General features: G+C 59.7%; 16 protein-coding genes. 5 read left to right on the top strand and 11 right to left on the bottom strand.

The features are described 5' to 3' along the window. Nucleotides 1-43 precede the first annotated feature (43 nt). The 10 genes from FGF54_RS27480 to parE all read right to left on the bottom strand — a co-directional run bounded on the left by FGF54_RS27480 (nt 44) and on the right by parE (nt 11,179). Nucleotides 44-340: a hypothetical protein gene (locus FGF54_RS27480; protein ID WP_246666966.1), complete on the bottom strand. Its 297-nt coding sequence runs from the start codon at nt 338-340 to the stop codon at nt 44-46. Further along, nucleotides 340-669, bottom strand: a complete 330-nt coding sequence (locus FGF54_RS06725; RefSeq protein WP_142779259.1) for a hypothetical protein — start codon at nt 667-669, stop codon at nt 340-342. The genes FGF54_RS27480 and FGF54_RS06725 overlap by 1 nt, the downstream gene beginning before the upstream one ends. A 174-nt stretch (nt 670-843) precedes the next feature. Continuing rightward, complete coding sequence (locus FGF54_RS06720; protein WP_142779258.1) at nt 844-1,386, bottom strand: hypothetical protein; 543 nt, start codon at nt 1,384-1,386, stop codon at nt 844-846. 28 nt (nt 1,387-1,414) lie between these two features. Then, nucleotides 1,415-2,254, bottom strand: a complete 840-nt coding sequence (locus FGF54_RS06715; RefSeq protein WP_246666965.1) for a tetratricopeptide repeat protein — start codon at nt 2,252-2,254, stop codon at nt 1,415-1,417. Nucleotides 2,255-2,379: 125 nt separating this feature from the next. Continuing rightward, nucleotides 2,380-4,398 (bottom strand): filamentous hemagglutinin N-terminal domain-containing protein, encoded by a 2,019-nt coding sequence (locus FGF54_RS06710; protein ID WP_246666964.1) that lies wholly within the window; start codon nt 4,396-4,398, stop codon nt 2,380-2,382. Beyond that, nucleotides 4,395-5,309, bottom strand: a complete 915-nt coding sequence (locus FGF54_RS06705) for a ChaN family lipoprotein (RefSeq protein ID WP_246666963.1) — start codon at nt 5,307-5,309, stop codon at nt 4,395-4,397. Before FGF54_RS06705 ends, FGF54_RS06710 begins: the two co-directional genes overlap by 4 nt. A gap of 38 nt (nt 5,310-5,347) precedes the next feature. Next, a complete protein-coding gene (locus tag FGF54_RS06700) occupies nt 5,348-5,908 on the bottom strand; it encodes an invasion associated locus B family protein (protein WP_246666962.1) in 561 nt (186 codons plus the stop codon). Nucleotides 5,909-6,010: 102 nt separating this feature from the next. Then, nucleotides 6,011-8,002, bottom strand: a complete 1,992-nt coding sequence (locus tag FGF54_RS06695; RefSeq protein ID WP_246666961.1) for a ShlB/FhaC/HecB family hemolysin secretion/activation protein — start codon at nt 8,000-8,002, stop codon at nt 6,011-6,013. A 632-nt stretch (nt 8,003-8,634) separates the two neighbouring features. Further along, nucleotides 8,635-8,901 carry a hypothetical protein gene (locus FGF54_RS06690; RefSeq protein ID WP_246666960.1) on the bottom strand — a complete coding sequence of 89 codons (267 nt, stop codon included), beginning with the start codon at nt 8,899-8,901 and terminating at the stop codon, nt 8,635-8,637. Nucleotides 8,902-9,064: 163 nt separating this feature from the next. After that, nucleotides 9,065-11,179 carry a DNA topoisomerase IV subunit B gene (gene parE / locus FGF54_RS06685; RefSeq protein WP_142779257.1) on the bottom strand — a complete coding sequence of 705 codons (2,115 nt, stop codon included), beginning with the start codon at nt 11,177-11,179 and terminating at the stop codon, nt 9,065-9,067. Nucleotides 11,180-11,404: 225 nt separating this feature from the next. Here parE and FGF54_RS06680 point away from each other — a divergent pair, with 225 nt between their 5' ends. The 4 genes from FGF54_RS06680 (at nt 11,405) to FGF54_RS06665 (ending at nt 15,614) form a co-directional block, all read left to right on the top strand. Further along, a complete protein-coding gene (locus FGF54_RS06680; RefSeq protein WP_142779256.1) occupies nt 11,405-12,286 on the top strand; it encodes an alpha/beta fold hydrolase in 882 nt (293 codons plus the stop codon). Between the two features lie 212 nt (nt 12,287-12,498). Further along, a complete protein-coding gene (gene tpiA / locus FGF54_RS06675) occupies nt 12,499-13,269 on the top strand; it encodes a triose-phosphate isomerase (RefSeq protein WP_142779255.1) in 771 nt (256 codons plus the stop codon). Nucleotides 13,270-13,385: 116 nt separating this feature from the next. Further along, nucleotides 13,386-13,826, top strand: coding sequence for a preprotein translocase subunit SecG (gene secG, locus FGF54_RS06670; RefSeq protein WP_142779254.1), 441 nt, complete (start codon nt 13,386-13,388; stop codon nt 13,824-13,826). Nucleotides 13,827-13,985: 159 nt separating this feature from the next. Next, nucleotides 13,986-15,614, top strand: a complete 1,629-nt coding sequence (locus FGF54_RS06665) for a CTP synthase (RefSeq protein ID WP_168208024.1) — start codon at nt 13,986-13,988, stop codon at nt 15,612-15,614. Between the two features lie 299 nt (nt 15,615-15,913). On the opposite strand, the gene fumC is transcribed toward FGF54_RS06665, so the two are convergent. Next, nucleotides 15,914-17,305 carry a class II fumarate hydratase gene (fumC, locus tag FGF54_RS06660; protein ID WP_035223240.1) on the bottom strand — a complete coding sequence of 464 codons (1,392 nt, stop codon included), beginning with the start codon at nt 17,303-17,305 and terminating at the stop codon, nt 15,914-15,916. A 502-nt stretch (nt 17,306-17,807) separates the two neighbouring features. Here fumC and FGF54_RS06655 point away from each other — a divergent pair. Further along, nucleotides 17,808-19,667, top strand: coding sequence for a murein L,D-transpeptidase (locus tag FGF54_RS06655; RefSeq protein ID WP_168208124.1), 1,860 nt, complete (start codon nt 17,808-17,810; stop codon nt 19,665-19,667). The last annotated feature ends 273 nt before the right edge of the window (nt 19,668-19,940 follow it).

Genomic DNA, 19,940 nt, shown 5'->3' with positions numbered 1-19,940 from the left:
AAGGGCAATTGAGTTCATATTCGGGTAGACGCAAACTGCGCCGTCAGCAGTTCTTTATGAGGACGGTCCAGATATATTGCGTGGTCCATCCCGGATGGCGGTAAACCGGGCGAGATGTTTCGCTCATGTCGGCGATGGTCGCCCCCGGTCGGCATTTTTCGAGGACAGCCTTTTTGCAGGATTGCTCCGTCGGGGTGACGATCGAATTGGTGCATGTCGCCGACATGATCTTTTCGCCGTTCAGTGTCGCGACCGGCTGCGGATCGGTGGGCCGGCAGCCGGCAGCCAGGGCCAGCGAGAGGAAAACGGGAAGGAAACGCGTCATCTTCCACCAAGCCATTATTTTATTCCTTGCGACTGCCGTGCGTGCCGGAAGGCGATAGCTGCCTCAAGGAACGCGCGCGAACGCGACACTTCACCGGCAATCTCCTCGTCGAAACCGCGGATCAGCAATTTGCGATAGATATCCGATGCATCCGGGTCGTTTTTCACCGAGACCGGCAACGCTGCCTTCTGCGCGCGACCGTAGGCCGCGACATCCCGCAGATTGTCGAAGAAGCCCGTATATTGGTTTCTGACCGCCGGACTGTAGCCGACAAGGGTGCCGTTGCGCCTGAAATAGGCGCAATCGTCGTTTTCAGGCGGCATCTGCCGGCGAGCGATTGTCAATCGATTTGCCTCATCGATCATCGTGCAAAACGCCTGTGCGTTGCGCAGATTCGCTTGTTCGATTTTTTCCCGCCTGGCTGCCTGTTCAGCAGACGGAGCAGCCCCCTGACATCCGACAAGTCCAATCAGGCTGAATGCGATCAAAGCCTTGCCGACAAATGTAACGCGCATGGCTTACCTCGCGCCCGATGCCAGATATTGCCGACCGCGACCCGTCGCTACGGCCGCGTGAGAGAAAGCTGCAGTGTCCGCGACTGCGGCAACCTCGGCCTCCTTGAACCCGCGAAGGATCATCTTCCGATAAACGATTGCTCCATCCTCGGATTTCAGATGGGCTGGTATTTGCGCTTTCTTTGCGCGTTCCTCGTTGGTCGCCTTTTCCGCCGCCTGGGCGAGTGCAACGACGCCGCCAATCGGCACGGGGATCCCGTTGAAGGCAAAATTCGGTAAAGGCGTCGGGCGGCCGTCGAAACCCACAAGAGTATTGTTCCTGCGCATATAGGCGCAGTCGGGTGCATGTAGTGGCTTCTCGTCCACCTTGGTCCTGCGCTGATTGAGCAAATCCACCAGTCCGCAATCCGCCTTGGCGACTCGATCATTCTCGCGATTATATTCGTCCTGTTTCGCCTGTTGCTCCGGAGAAAGCGGCTTCGTCGTCTGGCAACCCGCCAACAAAAGTGCAGCCCCCGCCGCGATCAAAATCGTCGTGATCTTCATGGTCCCTCTCGAAATTCAATGTGATCGATCAATTTGCTTCCACGGCCTGAGCCGGTTTCCAGTTGCGGGCACGCGCCTGCGCATCCTCGATCTCTGTCGGTGTCATGCTCGCCGTCAGGCGCTCGAGAGCCGCACGCGCGCCGGGATGTCCGCGTTCATTGGCGAGATTGTAATAGAGGTGGGCACGGATCGGATCGGCAGCCACACCTTCACCCTTTTCCAGCATCTCGGCGAAACCGTAGAGCGAGACCGGGTTTCCGAGTGACGCGCCCTGTTCGAACAGCTTCACCGCCCTGGCGAGGTCCTGTTCGGTTCCAGTACCGGTTCGAAGAAGTGCGGCCTCCATGTTGCGCGCGCCGGTGTGGCCATTTTGCGAGGCCTTCTCGTAATAACCGAAGGCAATTGCGGCATCCTTGGCGCGACCGAGACCATCGAGAGCAAGACCTGCGCAATTGAACTGGGCTTCTGGGTTACCGAGATCGGCAGCCTTGCAGATCAGTTCAGCCGCGGCAGCAAAATCCTGGCGGACATTTTCGCCGCGAAGATGCATGAGCCCCAGCCGGTTCATCGCCGCAGCCGAACCCTTTTCCGCCGCAGCGATATAGAGAGCCCGCGCTTTCACCGCGTCGGGCGTAAAACCCACACCAAGCTCGACCATGCGAGCCAGATGGAAGCCGGCTTCTCCATCGCCCTTGTCAAAACCGTCGGCAAAAGCCTTTGCCGCATTGGAAAAATCCTTCTTTTCCAGAAGCGCCTTGCCATCTTCAAGCGGGCCAGCCGATGTGGGCTGCGCCAAACCCAGGGCTCCCATAAGGGCGATAAGCGCCAAAGAGGTGAGGGTGGGGCGGCGGCATAGCGTGTTGCGCATGGATCGAACTCCGTGATCGGGATTTTCCGGGTCATGCCCGGGAGCAATTTCGTCTTTTTTCGGCGCCGTGAGTTTGGGCGTCATGGCGAACAGGAATGGTGATTTCCGGTGAATTCGGCCTGCCATCATCTACCGACCATCCCCGGGAAGAGCCCGATGGCGTCGAGGCCGAACGGGTATTCTTCGCCTGCCGTTTCCTTGAAGGTTTCGATGCCTGACGGGGCAAAGACACCATCTCGCGCCCGCAGCGTGCCCGCGGTCACCTGAACAGGACGGAAGGCATTGATCGTGATACTGCCCTGGGGCGCCTCAAAAACGCCGCCCTGATCACCGGTCCCGATCCACGCGGTCGATCCACCCCAGAAATTGTAGAGGCCGGTTGGACGCTGAACGACGGTCGGGATCGAGCCCCCCTCCAGCACCACGGAGGGAGCACTCGCGTTGATGCTGCCGTAGCTGACGATCTGGCCATATCTGTTCAGGATTGAGGATGAGGCGCGCAATTCGATATTGCCGTTGGCATTGATCGCGCCACCCGAGACATTTGTTGTGGAAGATCCATAACCGATGCAGGTCAACCTGCAGCGCTTGACGAACTGCAGGGAGCCGGAGAGACCGCCCTCATTATGGATGCTTGTCCCGTCAATCAGCACCGATCCTGTATTGGCATTGATCGAGCTGCCGCGGTTGACGACGTTTCCACCGGCCTTCATCGCGACACTGTCACCGATGATATATGCCTGCTGGCCCGGCACCCGTTGTTGACCATAATCCAGGCTGATGGTTTCGATCGTTTCGCGCGATTGCCAGAGTGTGTACCAGAGCCGCTTGCCGTCGTCCTTCTGGTAGTGCCAGACACCTTCGCCGTTAAGGACCTCGGCGATATTGAGGATGTCTCCACCAGCCTCGACAATGGCCTTGTTATTCGAGAGCAGCCTGCCAGTATTATTAATGATCGTGCCTTCGGCGCGGACATCGAGATCACCCTTCGCACCGAATACGATTGCGAGCTGATCGGCATTCTCGGTTAGAAGCGCGATATCACCCGCAGCCTTGAGTGTAGCGGCACCTTTGGAGTCTGCATTCGCTCCGTCGCGGCTGCTGCCGCTCATCAAAACACCGGTACTTGTGATGTCACCCGTTCCGGCAAGAAGCGTCAATGCGCCGTTGATGGCTTCGATTTTGCTTTGAGGCTGACCGGCCATTGAGCGGGCCTCTATCGAGCCTGCGTTAATGTGGACATTGTTCTTCGCTTCAATTGATCCGCTCGTCGTGACCTTGCCGGATGCATCGATCACGAAATCGCCGAATGCCGCGAGCCCGTTGCCCGCGTGGCTGACACCTGCGCCATTGTTGGTGGCGCGGATGCGGACCGTATTGGCCTTCAGCGTCCCGCGCGAGGTTATTTCAATAGCGACAGAATTGTCGTTGCTTCCCTCGTCTTTCCTCCGTCCCCAGTTCTCGAGATCGGAGTTCGGCACGATCGCTGAATCGTATTCGACGGAACTGCCGCCGGCGGTCAGTTCTATAGACGAGCGCAATTGGGGGGAGCTGTTTTCGACAGGGCCGTCGACGCGGATGCGGCCTGCCAACAAATGCAGGGTAGACATCGCGCCGGAGAGACCTCCCGCGCCGATATCGATCGTGCCGCCCTCTGTCTTGAGCACCACATTATCTTGAAAGGAGCCGGATGTGATCTGTCGGCTCACGATAGACGCCTTGCCGGTGGAAAGCACGACGCCACCGGTCTTGTGGAAGCTTGCCCCATCGACGGAAATGCCGTTCGGATTGGCAATGATGACATGGGCGCTGGCCCCCAGCACCTCCAGCGGGCCGTTGAGATGCGATATGCGGGAGGATGTCACTTCATTGAGAATGGTGCGGGCATTGGCTGTCCGGTTGTCGAGATTGACACCGACCGGACTGACCGAAAATTCCGTATAGGTATTACGGCTGATGTTGCCGACCGGAGCAGCGATCTGGACGTTCGTCGCGCCGCTCACCGCATCGACGCTGGTCGTCGTATTGGTCCCGAGATCAGGAATGACCTGCGCGAAAGCTGGCAGAGCGACACCGCACAACAGCAGAGGCAGCCCACATCTCAACGAACGTCTAATGTCAAACGATTGGAACATGCTTCTCATCTGGAGATGGACTCCCCTGTCTTGCTCGTCAGCCCTGTCAGTTTGCACGGGTCGGCCAGTTCAGCCTTGCCGACGATCCACAGGTAATCGTAGAGCCTGCGCTCCTCGTCGGTGATATTTTCACCTTCGGCGAAAGCGCCAACGGTCAGAACCGACGCGTCTGCCCGGGCAAGGGCCTGATAAAGAGAGCGGTCCTTGCGACCGTGACCGCGGCCGACTTGTAGCAGAACACCATGCTTCAACATCCGGGCCTGCTCTGCGGCATCGGCCATGGAAAGATCGCGCCGGATCTGATGGTCGGCGTTCAGCGCGGCCTGCCGATCCGAGATCAGTCCGCAATGCGCTGCCATCATTGCTTTCGTCCAGCTTTTGCGGACTGCGGTTTCGGCTGCACCGAGCCGTTTGCGGATCGCCTTTTTCTCGCTTGGTGTCAGTTCGCTCGTGCGTCCATCTTTTTCCGCCAGATCGCCGCCACGTAAGGGAACGCGAAGGCTGAATGCGCGCTCAACGAGCGGCAACCAGTTGTCGAAGGCTGGCCAGCCTCGCGTCCACCATTTAAGTTCTGCGCCCAGCCCGGCCGGTGTTTCCGGATGGTTTTTGCGATAGAGGGCAATTGCCGCATCGTCATCGCGCGAGAGCATTTCCATCACGACGGTTACGGGACGATCATCCTTTGCCATAGCCGACAGCACGCAGGACGACGCAACTGCCTGCTCCCTGACGCCATGCCGTTCGCCAAAGAGCACGTAATCCACCTTGCCGATGCGACCGGCCAGATCGGCAAAAGAGATCGGGCGGCTGCTGGACACCTCTTCAATCCTGCCCGTGCAGTCCTTGAACTCGCCGGGTGCCGCCAATCCTTGTCCGGCCATTGATAGCCAGCCTGCCGCCATCAGGCCGGCAACCAACACATGGCGAGCTATTCCTGCGCATATCTCCCTGTCTGCTCTCATGGTGTTGCCGCATCCAGCGCGTCGATACCGGCGCTGATCCCGTTGAGTGAAACCTTGAGCGGAATGGTGGTTGCCTTGGTGTCCTTGAGAGCGACCGTCAGAACGTTTCCCTTGCGCAAAGCGCCGAGCAGCGCGCCGCTGAGAGCAAAGCCGGCGTGGCATCCGGAGATATTGCAGGTCTCGAAGATAACACGCTGAACCTGCCCGCCATCGATCTTCAACTCCAGACCTGCCGGCAGATAGACGTTCAGCGGCGTCGAAATGATCGCGACACGTTGTTTTCCCTGCCTCGCAATGTTGAACAGAAAGACGACATCCTTTCCGCCGTTGACGGCTTGGGCCTGCTGGAGACGGCATGTCGCGCTTTCCGCTTTCGGGGTGTCGGAAGCCGCCTGTGGCTTGCAGACCAGTTCCCAATCGCCATAACGCCTGGGCTCTACGACTGCTTTTGCCGCAACCCCGGAAGTCTCTTCCCGGACAGCGGGAGCCTTGCCGTCCTCCGCAATTGCTTTCGCCGCAGGAGCGATCAGCATCAATCCAACGGCAACAAGCGCCATGCCAATTCCGGAGACCGATGAGAACCGCCAGCGGCACAGCGCAAACGTGAGGTGATTATCGCCAGCATTTCTTGAGGGAGGATCGAACAAAAACGGCATCGCTCAAAAAACCTTCAAACGCAGTGTCATGAACAACTCGCCCTTTTCCTCGCTCACGCGTCGGCTTCGGCTGTCTTCGGCAACCCGCCAGGCGTAGCCGACATCGAAAGAAAGCCTTGGACCGCCATATCGCAGGCCCACACCACTGCCGACCCGGTATCCGGTGACTTCATTGGCAACGTCGCGGCCGAGCCCTGCGTCGAGAAAGAGATAGGGGTTGAGACGGGAGAGGGTCGTTCGCGCCCATTCCGACGATTGGGCAGATATTTGCACTGGGCCCTGGCTGTCCGGCTGTGTGCCTGATCCGGCTTTCCCCAAAAGCAAATCCACCGGCATGGCGAATGCGACCTCGTTTCGCCACACCGCGCCGCGGTCAGCCTTGAAGCTTCCATTGGAAAAGCCGCGTACCGAACTGCGCGAGCCGATCGTCATCTGGTCGTCGGAATAAAGCGCTGTTGCCGCCCATTGCGTCGACAGGCTGGACGAAACGGAGGCGCGCCCGGGGAAGACATAAGACCCCGAGAGAGACGCATCCAGCTTTGTGAACTGGCTGTGGGGCGTGGAGTCGTCGATATCGTCGGCATCTTCGCGGGCATTGAAGATAGACAGCCCCTGGCTGGCACCGATCCGGGCCGAAACGTTGGCGCGTTCAAAAAAGCGGCTGTAAGTCAGGCCTGCCTGAAGCGGAGAAACGCGCTGATCCATCAGCCCAACGCCGTTGATGTAGCGGTTCTGTTCGCGATGCGTGACTGTGAAATCGGCAACCAGCCGCTCCGTGCGCGACGAATGAACGATCCAGTCGGCACCTGCGCTGACGTTCCAGGTCGTCATGAACAACTCGGAAAGCGGGCCTAGGTCGATCATGTTTTCGGACCAGTCGCCCTTGAGCCTCATTGTGGCACGTCCGACGGGAACCGCGAAATCGCCGCTCAGCTCATTGGTCTCGACGCCGCTCTTAAGCGTCAGTCCCCACATGTCGTTGATGCCGATGAGATTGTCTTTCTCCGCCGTGATCCCGAAGCGAAGCTTGTCGACACCTTCGATCGATTCCGTGTCGTAACCGCCGTAGAGCCTGAACGCGTCATGGATGCGGTTCGTGATCTGCACATCGGAGGTCGCCGGCCTTTTGCCCGGAACAAGCTCCGCCTTTGCCTTGTTCGAAGGAACCCTGTTGAGGCTATCGAGTGTGTCCTGCAGGCGATCGACATGCAGGACATCGTCTTTGGCAATTGTCCCAGTCATCGCGATCCGGGCGGATGGCGGCAACAAGGTCAGGCGTTCAAGATCGTCATCAAGGCCCTCCCACCAGGCATCTGCCTGCTGCACGAACTCGGAAATGGAGGTGGATCGTGCGACGTTGCCACTTAATTCCGCCATCCGGGGAAAGAACGCCTTATAAGGCTGCTGCTCCTCCTTGTAGACGACCGCATCGATCCGCCCGGGCACAACGCGCAGGACCAGCGTTCTGCTGGCGGCAATGTCTTGCTCCGGCAACCAGGCCTGCGTCGTGGCAAAACCCTTGTCGGCAAAAAGACCGTTTACCGCCTTGAGCAATCCGCCGACGCTTTCATTGCTCTGGCAGGACAATGCGAAGGGTCTTGTCACGTCCTCCACAGCTTCGCTGCCAATGAGTTCGTGGCCGCCTTCGATGCGGATCGTGTCTACCGGAAAACATGGTGAAGCACCGGACGTCGCATTATCAGATATAGGACCCGCAAATGTCTGGATCGTCAGGGCAGGCTCCTGCGATGCGGCGACACCTGGAACTGCCTGGCCTGCGTTTGCCTTTGCCGGCGGCCGCCCTTTGAGATCATCCCGTGACAATGCCGTTTGCGGAGCAAGGCAAAGAGCTGCGCAGAGAACGACGACCGAGTTTCGCAACGCGGGTGAGGCCGGTGCGATACCACCGATCACCTTCCTGTCGAAACCACTTGCTGTAGATGATTTGGTAGCTGCCGGAACGACAAACCGCGCTCTGGCCAGATATCTGGTCATCAATAAACTTCAACCCCATGTTGCCCAATGCGACGCATTAATCAATAGAGGGTGTTTTGCAAGACAACTCTGGCGCGCTTAGCCGAATAATCATAATTGCGTTACCAATTTGCATCAGTTATTCGTTGCATTTCGTTGAGATCGAAGCTCGCACGGTGCTGGCCAGAGCGTATCCAAGGGTCGATGCTTCACGTCAAAATTATATTTAAGTGTTTGCCATCGCTAGTTTTATTTTTTCCGGTCGAAGTTAAACAGGCAGCCGGTTGCAAGCAGTTGAATTGGTCGCAGGATAAGGTGCAAAAAGTCATATGTGATTGTTTGTGATCTGCCCCAAATGCCGGCATGGGCACGAAACGCGGCGAATCCGGGACAGATTTTTTGATTTGCCCGGCCAATAAGGGCGAAGATGAACGACCTTTACGTGTGTTTTCTAGGCGGTGATGGGGAAGGGGCTGTAGGCTCGCGGGTCTGTCCCTATTTTCGCTGAAGCCTGAAAGCGGCAGGCGCTCGGGGCCCAGAAATCCACCTTTCCAGCCGGAGATCGGGTAGTTTCCCCCTGCCAAACAGGCAACTCCCTTGATTCGAAACAGCCACCGTCTCCCGAAAACCTGCAGGGAGACTCGTATGTCCATTCAAGACAACCCGAACATCATCAGAATCAATGGAGCGGTAAAGGAATATAACCGGTGGTGGGCCGTCTCCACCCTAAACGAACGGCATTCAGTTTGGCCCGGGCTATACCGCACGACGATATCATCAAAGCCCTTTGGGCCATCGGTCTCGTACGAGACCTCGACGACATGCGGGGTCTGCGGATTGCGAAGGCCTGAAGCATGTATCCAGAAGAACCGAGCCTGATAGTCGTGCCCGTCCCAACTTGCAATCACTGCATCTGCCATAATCCAACACCGGGCCTGTCTAGTTTATTCCTGTTTTGTTCCTTAAGGTATTCTCCGGGCACCTTTCAGCACCCGGAAACAGTAGAATGTGGTTTGGCCAGTTTTAGCTTCCAAAATGGCCAGATCTAACGCCTTTTTGGCCAATACTTAGATCGGTTTCTCATCAGATATCCAGATTATCAGCGAAGGCCGCCCGTTCCTGAATGAAACGGAAGCGGGCATCGGCCTTGGTGCCCATCAGATTGTCGACGGCCTCGCGGGTGCCTTCGAAATCCACATCGTCGATCTCGACACGCAGCAGGGTGCGTTTTTCGGGATCCATGGTGGTTTCCTTCAGCTGCTGGGCCATCATTTCGCCAAGGCCTTTGAAGCGGCCGATTTCGACCTTCTTGCCCTTGAAGACGGTTTCCATCAGCTCGGCACGGTGGGCGTCGTCGCGGGCATAAGCGCTCTTAGCACCCTGACGGATGACATAAAGCGGCGGCACGGCGAGATAGAGATGGTTGCCGCGAATGAGTTCTGGCATTTCCTGATAGAAGAAGGTGATGAGCAGCGAGGCGATATGGGCGCCGTCGACATCGGCATCGGTCATGATGATGATGCGCTCATATCGCAAATCTTCTTCGCGGTACTTGGTGCGCGTACCGCAGCCGAGCGCCTGGATGAGATCGGCGATCTGCTGGTTGGCGGAGAGCTTTTCGCGGCTGGCGCTGCCGACGTTCAAAATCTTGCCGCGCAGCGGCAGGATGGCCTGATTGGCGCGGTTGCGCGCCTGCTTGGCCGAGCCGCCCGCCGAGTCACCCTCGACGATGAAAAGTTCCGCATTTTCCGCCGTGTTCTGGGCGCAATCCGCCAGCTTGCCGGGCAGGCGCAGCTTGCGCACGGCGGTCTTGCGGTTGACTTCCTTTTCCTTGCGGCGGCGCAGTCGCTCTTCGGCGCGCTCGATCACCCAGTCGAGCAGCTTCGCCGCTTCGCCCGGATTGCCGGCGAGATAATGGTCGAAGGGATCGCGCAGCGCGTTTTCGACGATGCGCTGGGCCTCGACGGTGGCGAGCTTGTCCTTGGTCTGGCCGACGAATTCAGGCTCGCGGATGAAGACGGAGAGCATGCCGGCGGCCGAGATCATCACGTCATCGGTGGTGATGTCCTTGGCGCGCTTGTTCTGCGTCAGATCCGCGTAATTCTTCAGGCCCTTGGTGAGCGCGATACGCAGGCCCGCCTCATGCGTGCCGCCTTCGGGCGTGGGAATGGTGTTGCAATAGGAATGGATCTGCGTGTCGCCGCCATACCAGGTAACGGCCCATTCCAGCGCGCCATGGCCGCCGGTCTTTTCCGTGCGGCCCGAGAAAATCTCGCGGGTGACGGTGAATTCCTTGCCGAGCGTGGCGGCGAGATAATCCTTCAAGCCGCCGGGGAAATGGAACACGGCCTTTTCGGGGATTTCACCGCCGGCCGGCACCATGCCGGGATCGCAGCTCCAGCGGATTTCGACGCCGCCGAAGAGATAGGCCTTGGAGCGGGCCATGCGGAAGATGCGGGCCGGTTCGAACTTCGCGTGGTCGCCGAAGATCTGCGGATCGGGATGGAAACGCACGCGGGTGCCGCGACGGTTGTGCACGTCGCCCAGCTCTTCCAGCGGACCGATCGGCAGGCCGCGCGAGAAACGCTGGCGGTAAAGCTTGCGGTTACGGGCCACTTCCACTTCGAGAAGATCGGACAGCGCATTGACCACGGAAACGCCGACGCCGTGCAGGCCGCCCGATGTCTCATAGGCCTTGCCGTCGAATTTGCCGCCGGCATGCAGTTTCGTCATGATGACTTCGAGCGTTGACTTGCCCGGCACCTGCGGGTGGTTTTCCACCGGAATGCCGCGGCCATTGTCGGTGACCGTCAGGAAACCTTCGGCATCGAGATGGACCTCGATGAAATTGGCGTGGCCGGCGACGGCCTCGTCCATGGAGTTGTCGATGACTTCGGCGAACAGGTGGTGCAGCGCCTTTTCATCGGTGCCGCCAATATACATGCCGGGGCGCATGCGCACCGGCTCCAGCCCTTCGAGCACGCGGATCGAGGACGCGCCGTAGTCGTCACCGGATGGTGATACGGGGGCGGGCGGCGTCACGGCCGCAACGGCTGCGGGCTTCGGCTGCACATTCGCGTTGGCGGGCACGTTGGCGGCCGCGGTCACCGGCGTCTTTGCGGTGTCCTCGTTCGTTTCCGTATCGCTGTTTCGTGCTGCCGGAAGACCGGAGAAGAGATCGTTGCTGTCGTCCATCATGTCCAAAGTTCAAAAGCGTGTGTCAGAATTTCGCCATGCGAATCATTATGCCAATAGCGTCAATCATAACGCCAAACGCGGTTCCCGTCCGATTTGAAGTGGGTCCGCCTGGCAGATGCGGCGCATCCTATGCCACGATTGTGTCAGGGTTTCGCAACAGGAGGATTGCGCTGGCGAGGTTGCAATGGCAAGTCTCGCAGCCACGAATGAACGGTTAGCCAAGGCATGTCCACAGCTCATTTCACGTTTTGTACTCTTTTCAGCCTGACTGTTGCGGCCATGCCGGTTGCAGCCTTCGCCTCCGACGGGCCGTTGCGTCCCTTCAAGGATGAGCTGTTTTCCGCCCAGACGGTGCTCTCCACGGCCGATGGCGGCGCGTCCGAGGTGATCGATTATCAGGAGATGCGCGATATCAACGGCCGCGACGAGGTGCCCGAGCGGCGGGTGAAACGGCAATATGTCGATATGACTCCGAAGAAGGCGCAGGCGCTCGAAACCGTTTCCGCCGAGGGCAGGGCGCTTGAGGTCGGCCGTGTCGGGCCGGCGAGCGGGCAGGCCTTCACGGTCATCTTCATCCATGGACGCGGCGGCGACCGGCGGCTCGGCATGAACGACTACACCTTCGGCGGCAATTTCAACCGGCTAAAAAATCTGGCCGTCGCCAATGGCGGCACCTATTATGCGCCGAGCGTGCGCTCCTTCGATGAGAACGGCGTTGCCGATATCGCGGCGCTGATTGCCGATGCGGCCAAAAAATCGGGCGGCAAGCCTGTCGTGTTGACCTGCGCCTCGATGGGCAGTTTCATCTGCTACGGCATCAGCCGCGACAAGGCTGCCGTCGCCAATCTCAAGGGCATGGCGATCCTCGGCGGTGCGGTCGATCCGGATTTTCCGAAAAGCGTCTTTGCCAGGGCGAAGAAGCCGGTCTGGTTCACCCATGGCAGCGCCGACAAGGTCTATTCGGCCGATCAGCAGGCAAGCATCTTCCGCTCTTTGCTGAAGGCCGGCGAGCCGTCGCGGTTCACGCGGTATGAGACCGGCAGCCACGGCACACCGGTGCGCATGACCGACTGGCGGGCGGTTTTGAACTGGATTTTGAGCCGCTGAGGCCTCGATTTGGGTCAGCAACGGCAAATTTTTAGAAATTGCCCGTCGTTTTGAACCTTTCGGCCGCTTTTTTGTACCATTTGTTGCCGGCTGAGGTTAAAGGAATATCCCGGGATTTCCGGCAGTGTTTCTGTCGCGATTATGGGCCGTAATACGGCTGAGGGAAGGGGCGCCGCCACAGGCGGCCTCAAGACAAAGGGAATGGGATACGCATGACGCCGAATGTTCGACCGCTTGTTGCCGGAAACTGGAAGATGAACGGCACCCGTGCCTCGCTCGATCAGATCAAGGCCATGGCAGAGGGCGTCAAGGGCGCGCTGTCCGAAAAGGTGGATGCGCTGATCTGCCCGCCCTCGACATTGCTCTATGTCGCAACGGCGCTGTGCGATGACAGCCCGCTGATGATCGGTGGACAGGATTGCCACCAGAACGCCTCCGGTGCCCATACCGGCGATATTTCCGCCGAGATGATCGCCGACTGCTTCGGCACCCATGTCATCGTCGGCCATTCCGAGCGCCGCACCGACCATGCCGAGACGGATCATCTGGTGCGCGCCAAGGCCGTTGCCGCCCATCAGGCCGATCTCATCGCCATCGTCTGCATCGGCGAGACGGCGGATGAGCGCAAGGCGGGACAGACGCTCGATATCCTCAAGCGCCAGCTCGCCGGCTCGCTGCCGGATGAGGCGACCGCCGAAAATACCGTCATCGCCTATGAGCCCGTCTGGGCGATCGGCACGGGTCTGACACCCACCGTGGACGATGTGCGCGAGGCCCACGCCTTCATGCGCGACGAACTCGTCAAGCGCTTCGGCGACGCCGGCAAGACCATGCGCATCCTCTATGGCGGCTCTGTGAAGCCGGCCAATGCGCTGGAACTGATGGGCGTCGAGAACGTGGATGGCGCGCTGATCGGCGGCGCGAGCTTGAAAGCCGCAGACTTCCTGTCCATCTATGCGGCATACGAGCAACTGACGGCCTGAGACAGGTTTTCCTGTTACAGATGGCGGGAAAGGGGCTTGGAATAAGCCTTCGCCTCATGTAAAGAGCCGCGAAACCTTCTTTGTAGTGCTCCGCGCGGGGCATGGAATGGATTGTCATGCAGACCGTTTTGATTGTTATTCACCTCATGATCGTGCTGGCGCTTGTCGGTGTGGTCCTGATCCAGCGTTCCGAAGGCGGCGGCCTCGGTATCGGCGGCGGTTCGGGCTTCATGTCCGCGCGCGGAACGGCCAATGCGCTGACGCGCACCACGGCGATCCTTGCCGCGCTGTTCTTCGCGACCTCGCTCGGCCTCGGTCTCCTGACGCGCTACGAATCGCGCCCGACCGATATTCTGAACCGTATTCCGGCCACGCAGGGCCAGGGTAACGGCATTCTCGATACGCTCGGCCCGGCGACGACGCCGTCGACGCCGGCTCCGGCTGAGAATGGCGTGCCGACCAATGGTGCAGCCGCACCGGCTCAGACGACCCCGGCTCCGGCCGCTCCGGCCCCGGCGCAGCCCGCCGATCCGAACGCAGTTCCGACCGGTCAATAAGCCCGGTTTTGATTTAACGCTCCGGCAGGCCAAAAGCCTGCCGGTTTTCTTTTGTTCGCATTCCGGCCTGACCCATCGCAAATTCGTCAACAGCGAATTTTCGAAAGCATGAAATTTGGGCTGGCGGAATCAGAGGTAAAAAGGTATCCGGTGAATCCCATGGCGCGATATGTATTCATCACAGGCGGCGTGGTCTCCTCTCTAGGTAAGGGCATCGCCGCGGCAGCACTCGGAGCTTTGTTGCAATCCCGTGGTTATCGGGTGCGGCTTCGTAAACTCGACCCCTATCTGAACGTCGATCCCGGCACCATGAGCCCGACACAGCACGGCGAAGTGTTCGTGACGGATGACGGTGCCGAGACGGACCTCGACCTTGGCCACTACGAGCGCTTCACGGGGCGTTCGGCAACCAAGACCGACAACATCACCACCGGTCGCATCTACAAGAACATCATCGACAAGGAACGGCGCGGCGACTATCTCGGCGCAACCGTTCAGGTCATTCCGCATGTCACCAACGAGATCAAGGATTTCGTGATCGAAGGCAATGACGATTACGACTTCGTCATCTGCGAGATCGGCGGCACGGTGGGTGACATCGAGGCGATGCCGTTCATGGAAGCGATCCGTCAGCTCGGCAACGACCTGCCGCGCGGCACGGCGATCTATCTTCACCTGACGCTGATGCCTTACATTCCGGCAGCTGGCGAATTGAAGACCAAGCCGACCCAGCATTCCGTGAAGGAACTGCAGGCGCTCGGCATTCACCCCGACATTCTGCTCGTGCGTGCCGACCGGGAAATCCCGGAAGCGGAACGCCGCAAGCTTTCGCTGTTCTGCAATGTGCGTCCGTCCGCCGTCATCCAGGCGCTGGATGTGGCGAACATCTATGACGTTCCGATTGCCTACCACAAGGAAGGCCTCGATTCGGAAGTGCTGGCCGCTTTCGGCATCGAGCCGGCGCCCAAGCCGCGTCTGGAACAGTGGGAAGAGGTCTGCAACCGCATCCGCACGCCGGAAGGCGAAGTGACCATTGCGATCGTCGGTAAATATACCGGCCTCAAGGATGCCTATAAGTCGCTGATCGAGGCGCTGCATCACGGTGGCTTCGCTAACCGCGTCAAGGTCAAGCTGGAATGGATCGAGTCGGAAGTCTTCGAAAAGGAAGACCCGACGCCTTATCTCGAAAAGGTCAACGGCATTCTGGTGCCGGGCGGCTTCGGCGAGCGCGGTTCGGAAGGCAAGATCATGGCGGCGCAGTTCGCGCGTGAGCGCAACGTGCCCTATTTCGGCATCTGCTTCGGCATGCAGATGGCGGTCGTGGAAGCGGCCCGTCACCTTGCCGGCATCGAAAATGCCTCCTCCACCGAATTCGGCCCGACCTCCGAGCCGGTCGTCGGCCTGATGACCGAGTGGGTCAAGGGCAACGAGCTGGAGAAGCGCTCCTCCAAGGGCGATCTCGGCGGCACCATGCGTCTCGGCGCCTACAAGGCGGCGCTGAAGAAAGACACCAAGATCGCCGAAATCTACGGCACCACGGATATTTCCGAGCGCCACCGCCACCGCTATGAGGTGAATGTGGACTACAAGGACCGGCTGGAAGAATGTGGCCTGGTCTTCTCGGGGATGTCTCCGGATGGTGTCCTGCCGGAAACGGTGGAATATCCCGACCATCCGTGGTTCATCGGCGTGCAGTACCACCCGGAACTGAAGAGCCGCCCGCTCGACCCGCATCCGCTGTTCGCCAGCTTCATCGAAGCGGCGGTGGAGCAGAGCCGGCTGGTTTGACGGTTTGAATGAGATGAAGAGGGCCGCTTTTGCGGCCCTTTTTTATTGCGGGAAGTCTAGACATCTCCTCCGTCACCCCGGACTTGATCCGGGGTCCAGTGCGATCAAGTCTTTGATCGCAAAAGACTCTTTTCACGGCGCAGACGCGCCGTGGCTGGGTGCCGGATCAAGTCCGGCATGACGGAAAACTCTTCCCCGACTGATCATCCTGAGATTCGTTCTGGATAGGCTTGTCTTTTGTTGAACAAACAAAAAACGGGCCCGAAGGCCCGTTCCTTGTTTCAAAAAATCCGACAGGCTTACTTCGGCCCGATCATGTTTTCCGGGCGCACATACTGGTCGAACTCCTCGTTGGTGAGGTATCCTCCGCCGACGGCCTCGTCGCGCAGCGTCGTGCCGTTCTTGTGCGCGGTCTTGGCGATCTTGGCGCAGATGTCATAGCCGAGCTTGCTGTTGAGCGCCGTCACCAGCATCAGCGAGTTTTCGACGCCCTTCTTGATATTGTCTTCGCGGGCCTCGATGCCGACGACGCAATTGTCGGTGAAGGAGACGGCCGCGTCGCCCAGAAGCTGAACCGACTGCAGGAAGTTGTAGGCCATCATCGGGTTATAGACGTTGAGCTCGAAGTGGCCCTGCGAACCGGCGAAGGAAAGCGCTGCATTGTTGCCGAAGATGTGGGCGCATACCTGCGTCAGCGCTTCCGACTGGGTGGGGTTGACCTTGCCCGGCATGATCGACGAGCCGGGTTCGTTTTCCGGCAGCGACAATTCACCGAGACCGGCGCGCGGGCCGGAGCCGAGGAAGCGGATGTCGTTGGCGATCTTGAACAGCGCAGCAGCGGCCGCATTGATCGCACCGTGCGAGAAGACCATGGAATCGTGCGAGGCGAGCGCCTCGAACTTGTTCGGCGCAGTCACGAAGGGCAGGCCGGTGATCTTGGAGATTTCCTCGGCGACCTTTTCGGCAAAGCCGATGGGGGCGTTGAGGCCCGTGCCGACGGCGGTGCCGCCCTGCGCGAGCTTGGAAAGCGCTGGCAGGGTGGTTTCGATGTTGGCGATGGCGGAGGCGACCTGCGCGGCGTAGCCGGAGAATTCCTGGCCGAGTGTCAGCGGCGTTGCATCCTGCGTGTGGGTGCGGCCGATCTTGATGATCTTCTCGAACTGCTTGACCTTGGCTTCCAGCGCCTTGTGCAGGTGCTTGAGGCTCGGCAGCAGGTGGTGAACGATCTCTTCCACGCAGGCGATGTGCATCGCGGTGGGGTAGGTGTCGTTCGAGGACTGGCTCATATTGACGTGGTCGTTGGGGTGAACCGGCTTCTTGGTGCCCATTTCGCCGCCGAGCATCTCGATTGCGCGGTTGGAAATCACCTCATTGGCGTTCATGTTGGACTGGGTGCCGGAACCGGTCTGCCAGACGACGAGCGGGAAATGCTCGGTCAGCTTGCCGTCGATGACTTCCTGCGCGGCGGCGATGATGGCGTCACCGACCTTGGGGTCGAGGCCGGCCAGCGCCATGTTGGCGCGGGCGGCTGCCTGCTTGACGATGCCGAGCGCGCGAACGACAGAGGCGGGCTGCTTTTCCCAGCCGATTTTGAAGTTGCCGAGCGAGCGCTGCGCCTGCGCGCCCCAATAGCGATCGGCCTGAACTTCAATGGGTCCAAATGTATCGGTTTCCGTCCGTGTGGCTGTCATCAATCTTGCCTTTTTACTCGTTTTCCTCCGCCAAAACGGCGCCTTCGCCCGCCTTGCGCGGCCGATATATAGAATCATCGCGCCGGCAATGAAAGCGCTGCAATGCAGCGGAGGCAGATATTTCCCGCCGCGTAAAAGCGATTTCGCCGTATGGCGCGGCGCGGGATGAAAAAGGCGCCGGCGTGTCATTTTTACTACGACGCAAAATGGCCGGAAAACCGGGCTTTCCGGGGCGCCCGGAAGGTCGCGCGGGGCAGGGCAAAGTGAATGAAATAAATGGAAATTTAACCATTCTCGCCAATTCTGGAAATTACGTTTTTACGGCTTTGGCTGTATCATAAGGTTCATTTCGGCACGGTTGTGGGCTTTTTCGCGTTTTCTTTTCAACGGGCCGTCGATCGGCTAGACAGGCATGAAACTGATGCCCGCCCTTTCGCTGGCGGTGCTGGGTGCTACGAGGATCAAATTGCAAGTCACATCTGGAAAAACATCGGCAGCACTGGTGCTGGCTCTCGGTCTTTCCGTTTCCACCGCTCTTCCCGGCAGCGCCGGTGCGGTAACGCTGATGGACCTCCTGCGCGGCGGCCCCGGCAAGATCGCGCGCGATCGCGGTGAGTTGCCGCCGGCCGGCATCGTCACCTCGCCCCCCGGATCGAGTGCCGGCCAAAGTGCCGATGCTTCCGATCCCGAGCCGCTGCCGCGCGTTTCCGGCCCGCGTTATTACGACTACAAGGCGGATACGGCCCGTGCGGTGAACACGGCGAATTTCGGCGATGGCCTTGCCAATCTGAAATTCAGCGCCACCCCCGAGATCGCCAAGGCGCTGGAAGCCTATTACGGCGCCGGCGGCAAGACGCTCTGGGTTTCGGAAGGCGAGCTGACCGCGCGCGCCAATGCTGTCATCGCCTTTCTCGAGACGGTCGGTGAAAGCGGCCTCGATCCGGCCGATTACAGCATTTCGCCACCGGCAAAGGATGTGACGGCCAGCATCAGCAACGCTTCCGGTTCGGCTGCGACCGGTACGCCGGTGGAGACGGCCTCGGCTCCCGTGTCCGACGCCTATCAGCGGGCGCAGATGCAGTTCGAGCTGGCGCTTTCCGCCAAGGTTCTCGCCTATGTGCAGGATACGGCCCGTGGCCGTGTCGATCCGAACCGGCTTTCCGGCTACCATGATTTCAAGCGCAAGACGGTGAGCCTCGCACCGGTGCTGAAGCTTGCGGGCCTGAGCCCCGATGTTGCCGCCTATCTGCGCAGCCGCGAACCGTCGAGCGCCGAATATCTGGCGCTGAAGGCGGAGCTTGCCCGTCTGCGCGGTGAGGGCGATGCGGCGCATGTCGTCCGCGTTCCCGCCGATCTGGTGCTGAAGCCCGGCAACAGCAGCGCGGATATGGCCAATGTCGTCAAGGCCATCGAACATCGCGCTTCGCCCGCCTTCAAGGCCGAGCATGCCGCGATCATTTCCGCTTACCAGCAGACGCCTGATTATACGCCCGATCTCGTCGATCTGGTGAAGGCGTTCCAGAGCGAAAACGGCCTGAAACCCGATGGCGTGATCGGCCGCGCCACCGTGCGCGCCATGGTCGGCGAAAGCAATGACGCGAAGATCGCCAAGGTGCAGGTGGCGATGGAGCAGGTGCGCTGGCTGCCGGCCGATCTCGGCCAGCGTTATGTCTTCATCAACCAGCCCGCTTTCATGGCCTATTATCACAATGATGGCGTGGAACAGTTCGGCATGAAGGTGGTCGTCGGCTCCAAGGCCAACCAGACCTATTTCTTCCAGGACGAAATTCAGACCGTGGAGTTCAACCCCTATTGGGGCGTGCCGCAGTCGATCATCGTCAACGAAATGCTGCCGAAGCTGCGCCGCGATCCGTCCTATCTCGACCGGCTGGGCTACGAAGTGCAGGTGGGCGGTCGTGCCGTTTCCTCCACCAGCGTCAACTGGTATGGCTCTACCAATGCCGTTTCCGTGCGCCAGCCGCCGAGCAGCGACAATGCGCTGGGCGACCTGAAAATCCTGTTCCCCAATGCGCATGCCATCTACATGCATGACACGCCTGCCAAGAGCTTTTTCAACCGCGACATGCGGGCGCTGAGCCACGGCTGTATCCGTCTGGTCGATCCGCGCCGCATGGCCGCCGCGGTTCTCGGCACCAGCGTCGACAAGGTCGGCGAGCAGATCGCATCCGGCAAGAACCGCGCCGTGCAGGTGCCGGAGAAGGTTCCGGTCTACGTGGCCTATTTCACCGCCTGGCCGGACAAGGACGGCAAGGTGCAGTTCTTCGACGATGTGTATGACCGCGACAGCTATGTGCAGAAGGCGTTCGCCGTGACGACGAAGGCGCGGGCCGCGTCGATCTGATCAGAATAGCATCGAGAAAAAAGCGCCGGAAACGGCGCTTTTTTGTTTGAAGGAAAGGCCTGCCCAATTTGTTTGGTGCTGGAGTCCACCTGCTACATTTGGCGTTAACGGCAACACCGTACTCCGTCACCCCGGACTTGATCCGGGGTCCAGTGCGATCAAGTCCTTGATCGCAAAAGAGTCTTTTCACGGCGCAGACGCGTCGTGGCTGGATGCCGGATCAAGTCCGGCATGACGGAAGAGAGGTTGTTCAGCTCTCATTGACGTCGGAAT

The sequence above is a fragment of the Agrobacterium sp. T29 genome, assembly GCF_006970545.1.
Classification (GTDB): Bacteria; Pseudomonadota; Alphaproteobacteria; order Rhizobiales; family Rhizobiaceae; genus Agrobacterium; species Agrobacterium leguminum.
Note: the sequence above shows the minus strand (reverse complement) of the source record. Positions and strands in the feature narration are given on the sequence as shown.

What these genes read in the sequence shown, in the direction of transcription:
- FGF54_RS27480 (WP_246666966.1), bottom strand. Translation starts at nt 340, where the DNA reads ATGGCTTGGTGGAAGATGACGCGTTTCCTTCCCGTTTTCCTCTCGCTG.
- FGF54_RS06720 (WP_142779258.1), bottom strand. Translation starts at nt 1,386, where the DNA reads ATGAAGATCACGACGATTTTGATCGCGGCGGGGGCTGCACTTTTGTTG.
- FGF54_RS06715 (WP_246666965.1), bottom strand. Translation starts at nt 2,254, where the DNA reads ATGCGCAACACGCTATGCCGCCGCCCCACCCTCACCTCTTTGGCGCTT.
- FGF54_RS06710 (WP_246666964.1), bottom strand. Translation starts at nt 4,398, where the DNA reads ATGAGAAGCATGTTCCAATCGTTTGACATTAGACGTTCGTTGAGATGT.
- FGF54_RS06700 (WP_246666962.1), bottom strand. Translation starts at nt 5,908, where the DNA reads ATGGCGCTTGTTGCCGTTGGATTGATGCTGATCGCTCCTGCGGCGAAA.
- FGF54_RS06695 (WP_246666961.1), bottom strand. Translation starts at nt 8,002, where the DNA reads ATGACCAGATATCTGGCCAGAGCGCGGTTTGTCGTTCCGGCAGCTACC.
- FGF54_RS06690 (WP_246666960.1), bottom strand. Translation starts at nt 8,901, where the DNA reads ATGGCAGATGCAGTGATTGCAAGTTGGGACGGGCACGACTATCAGGCT.
- parE (WP_142779257.1), bottom strand. Translation starts at nt 11,179, where the DNA reads ATGATGGACGACAGCAACGATCTCTTCTCCGGTCTTCCGGCAGCACGA.
- FGF54_RS06680 (WP_142779256.1), top strand. Translation starts at nt 11,405, where the DNA reads ATGTCCACAGCTCATTTCACGTTTTGTACTCTTTTCAGCCTGACTGTT.
- tpiA (WP_142779255.1), top strand. Translation starts at nt 12,499, where the DNA reads ATGACGCCGAATGTTCGACCGCTTGTTGCCGGAAACTGGAAGATGAAC.
- secG (WP_142779254.1), top strand. Translation starts at nt 13,386, where the DNA reads ATGCAGACCGTTTTGATTGTTATTCACCTCATGATCGTGCTGGCGCTT.
- FGF54_RS06665 (WP_168208024.1), top strand. Translation starts at nt 13,986, where the DNA reads ATGGCGCGATATGTATTCATCACAGGCGGCGTGGTCTCCTCTCTAGGT.
- fumC (WP_035223240.1), bottom strand. Translation starts at nt 17,305, where the DNA reads ATGACAGCCACACGGACGGAAACCGATACATTTGGACCCATTGAAGTT.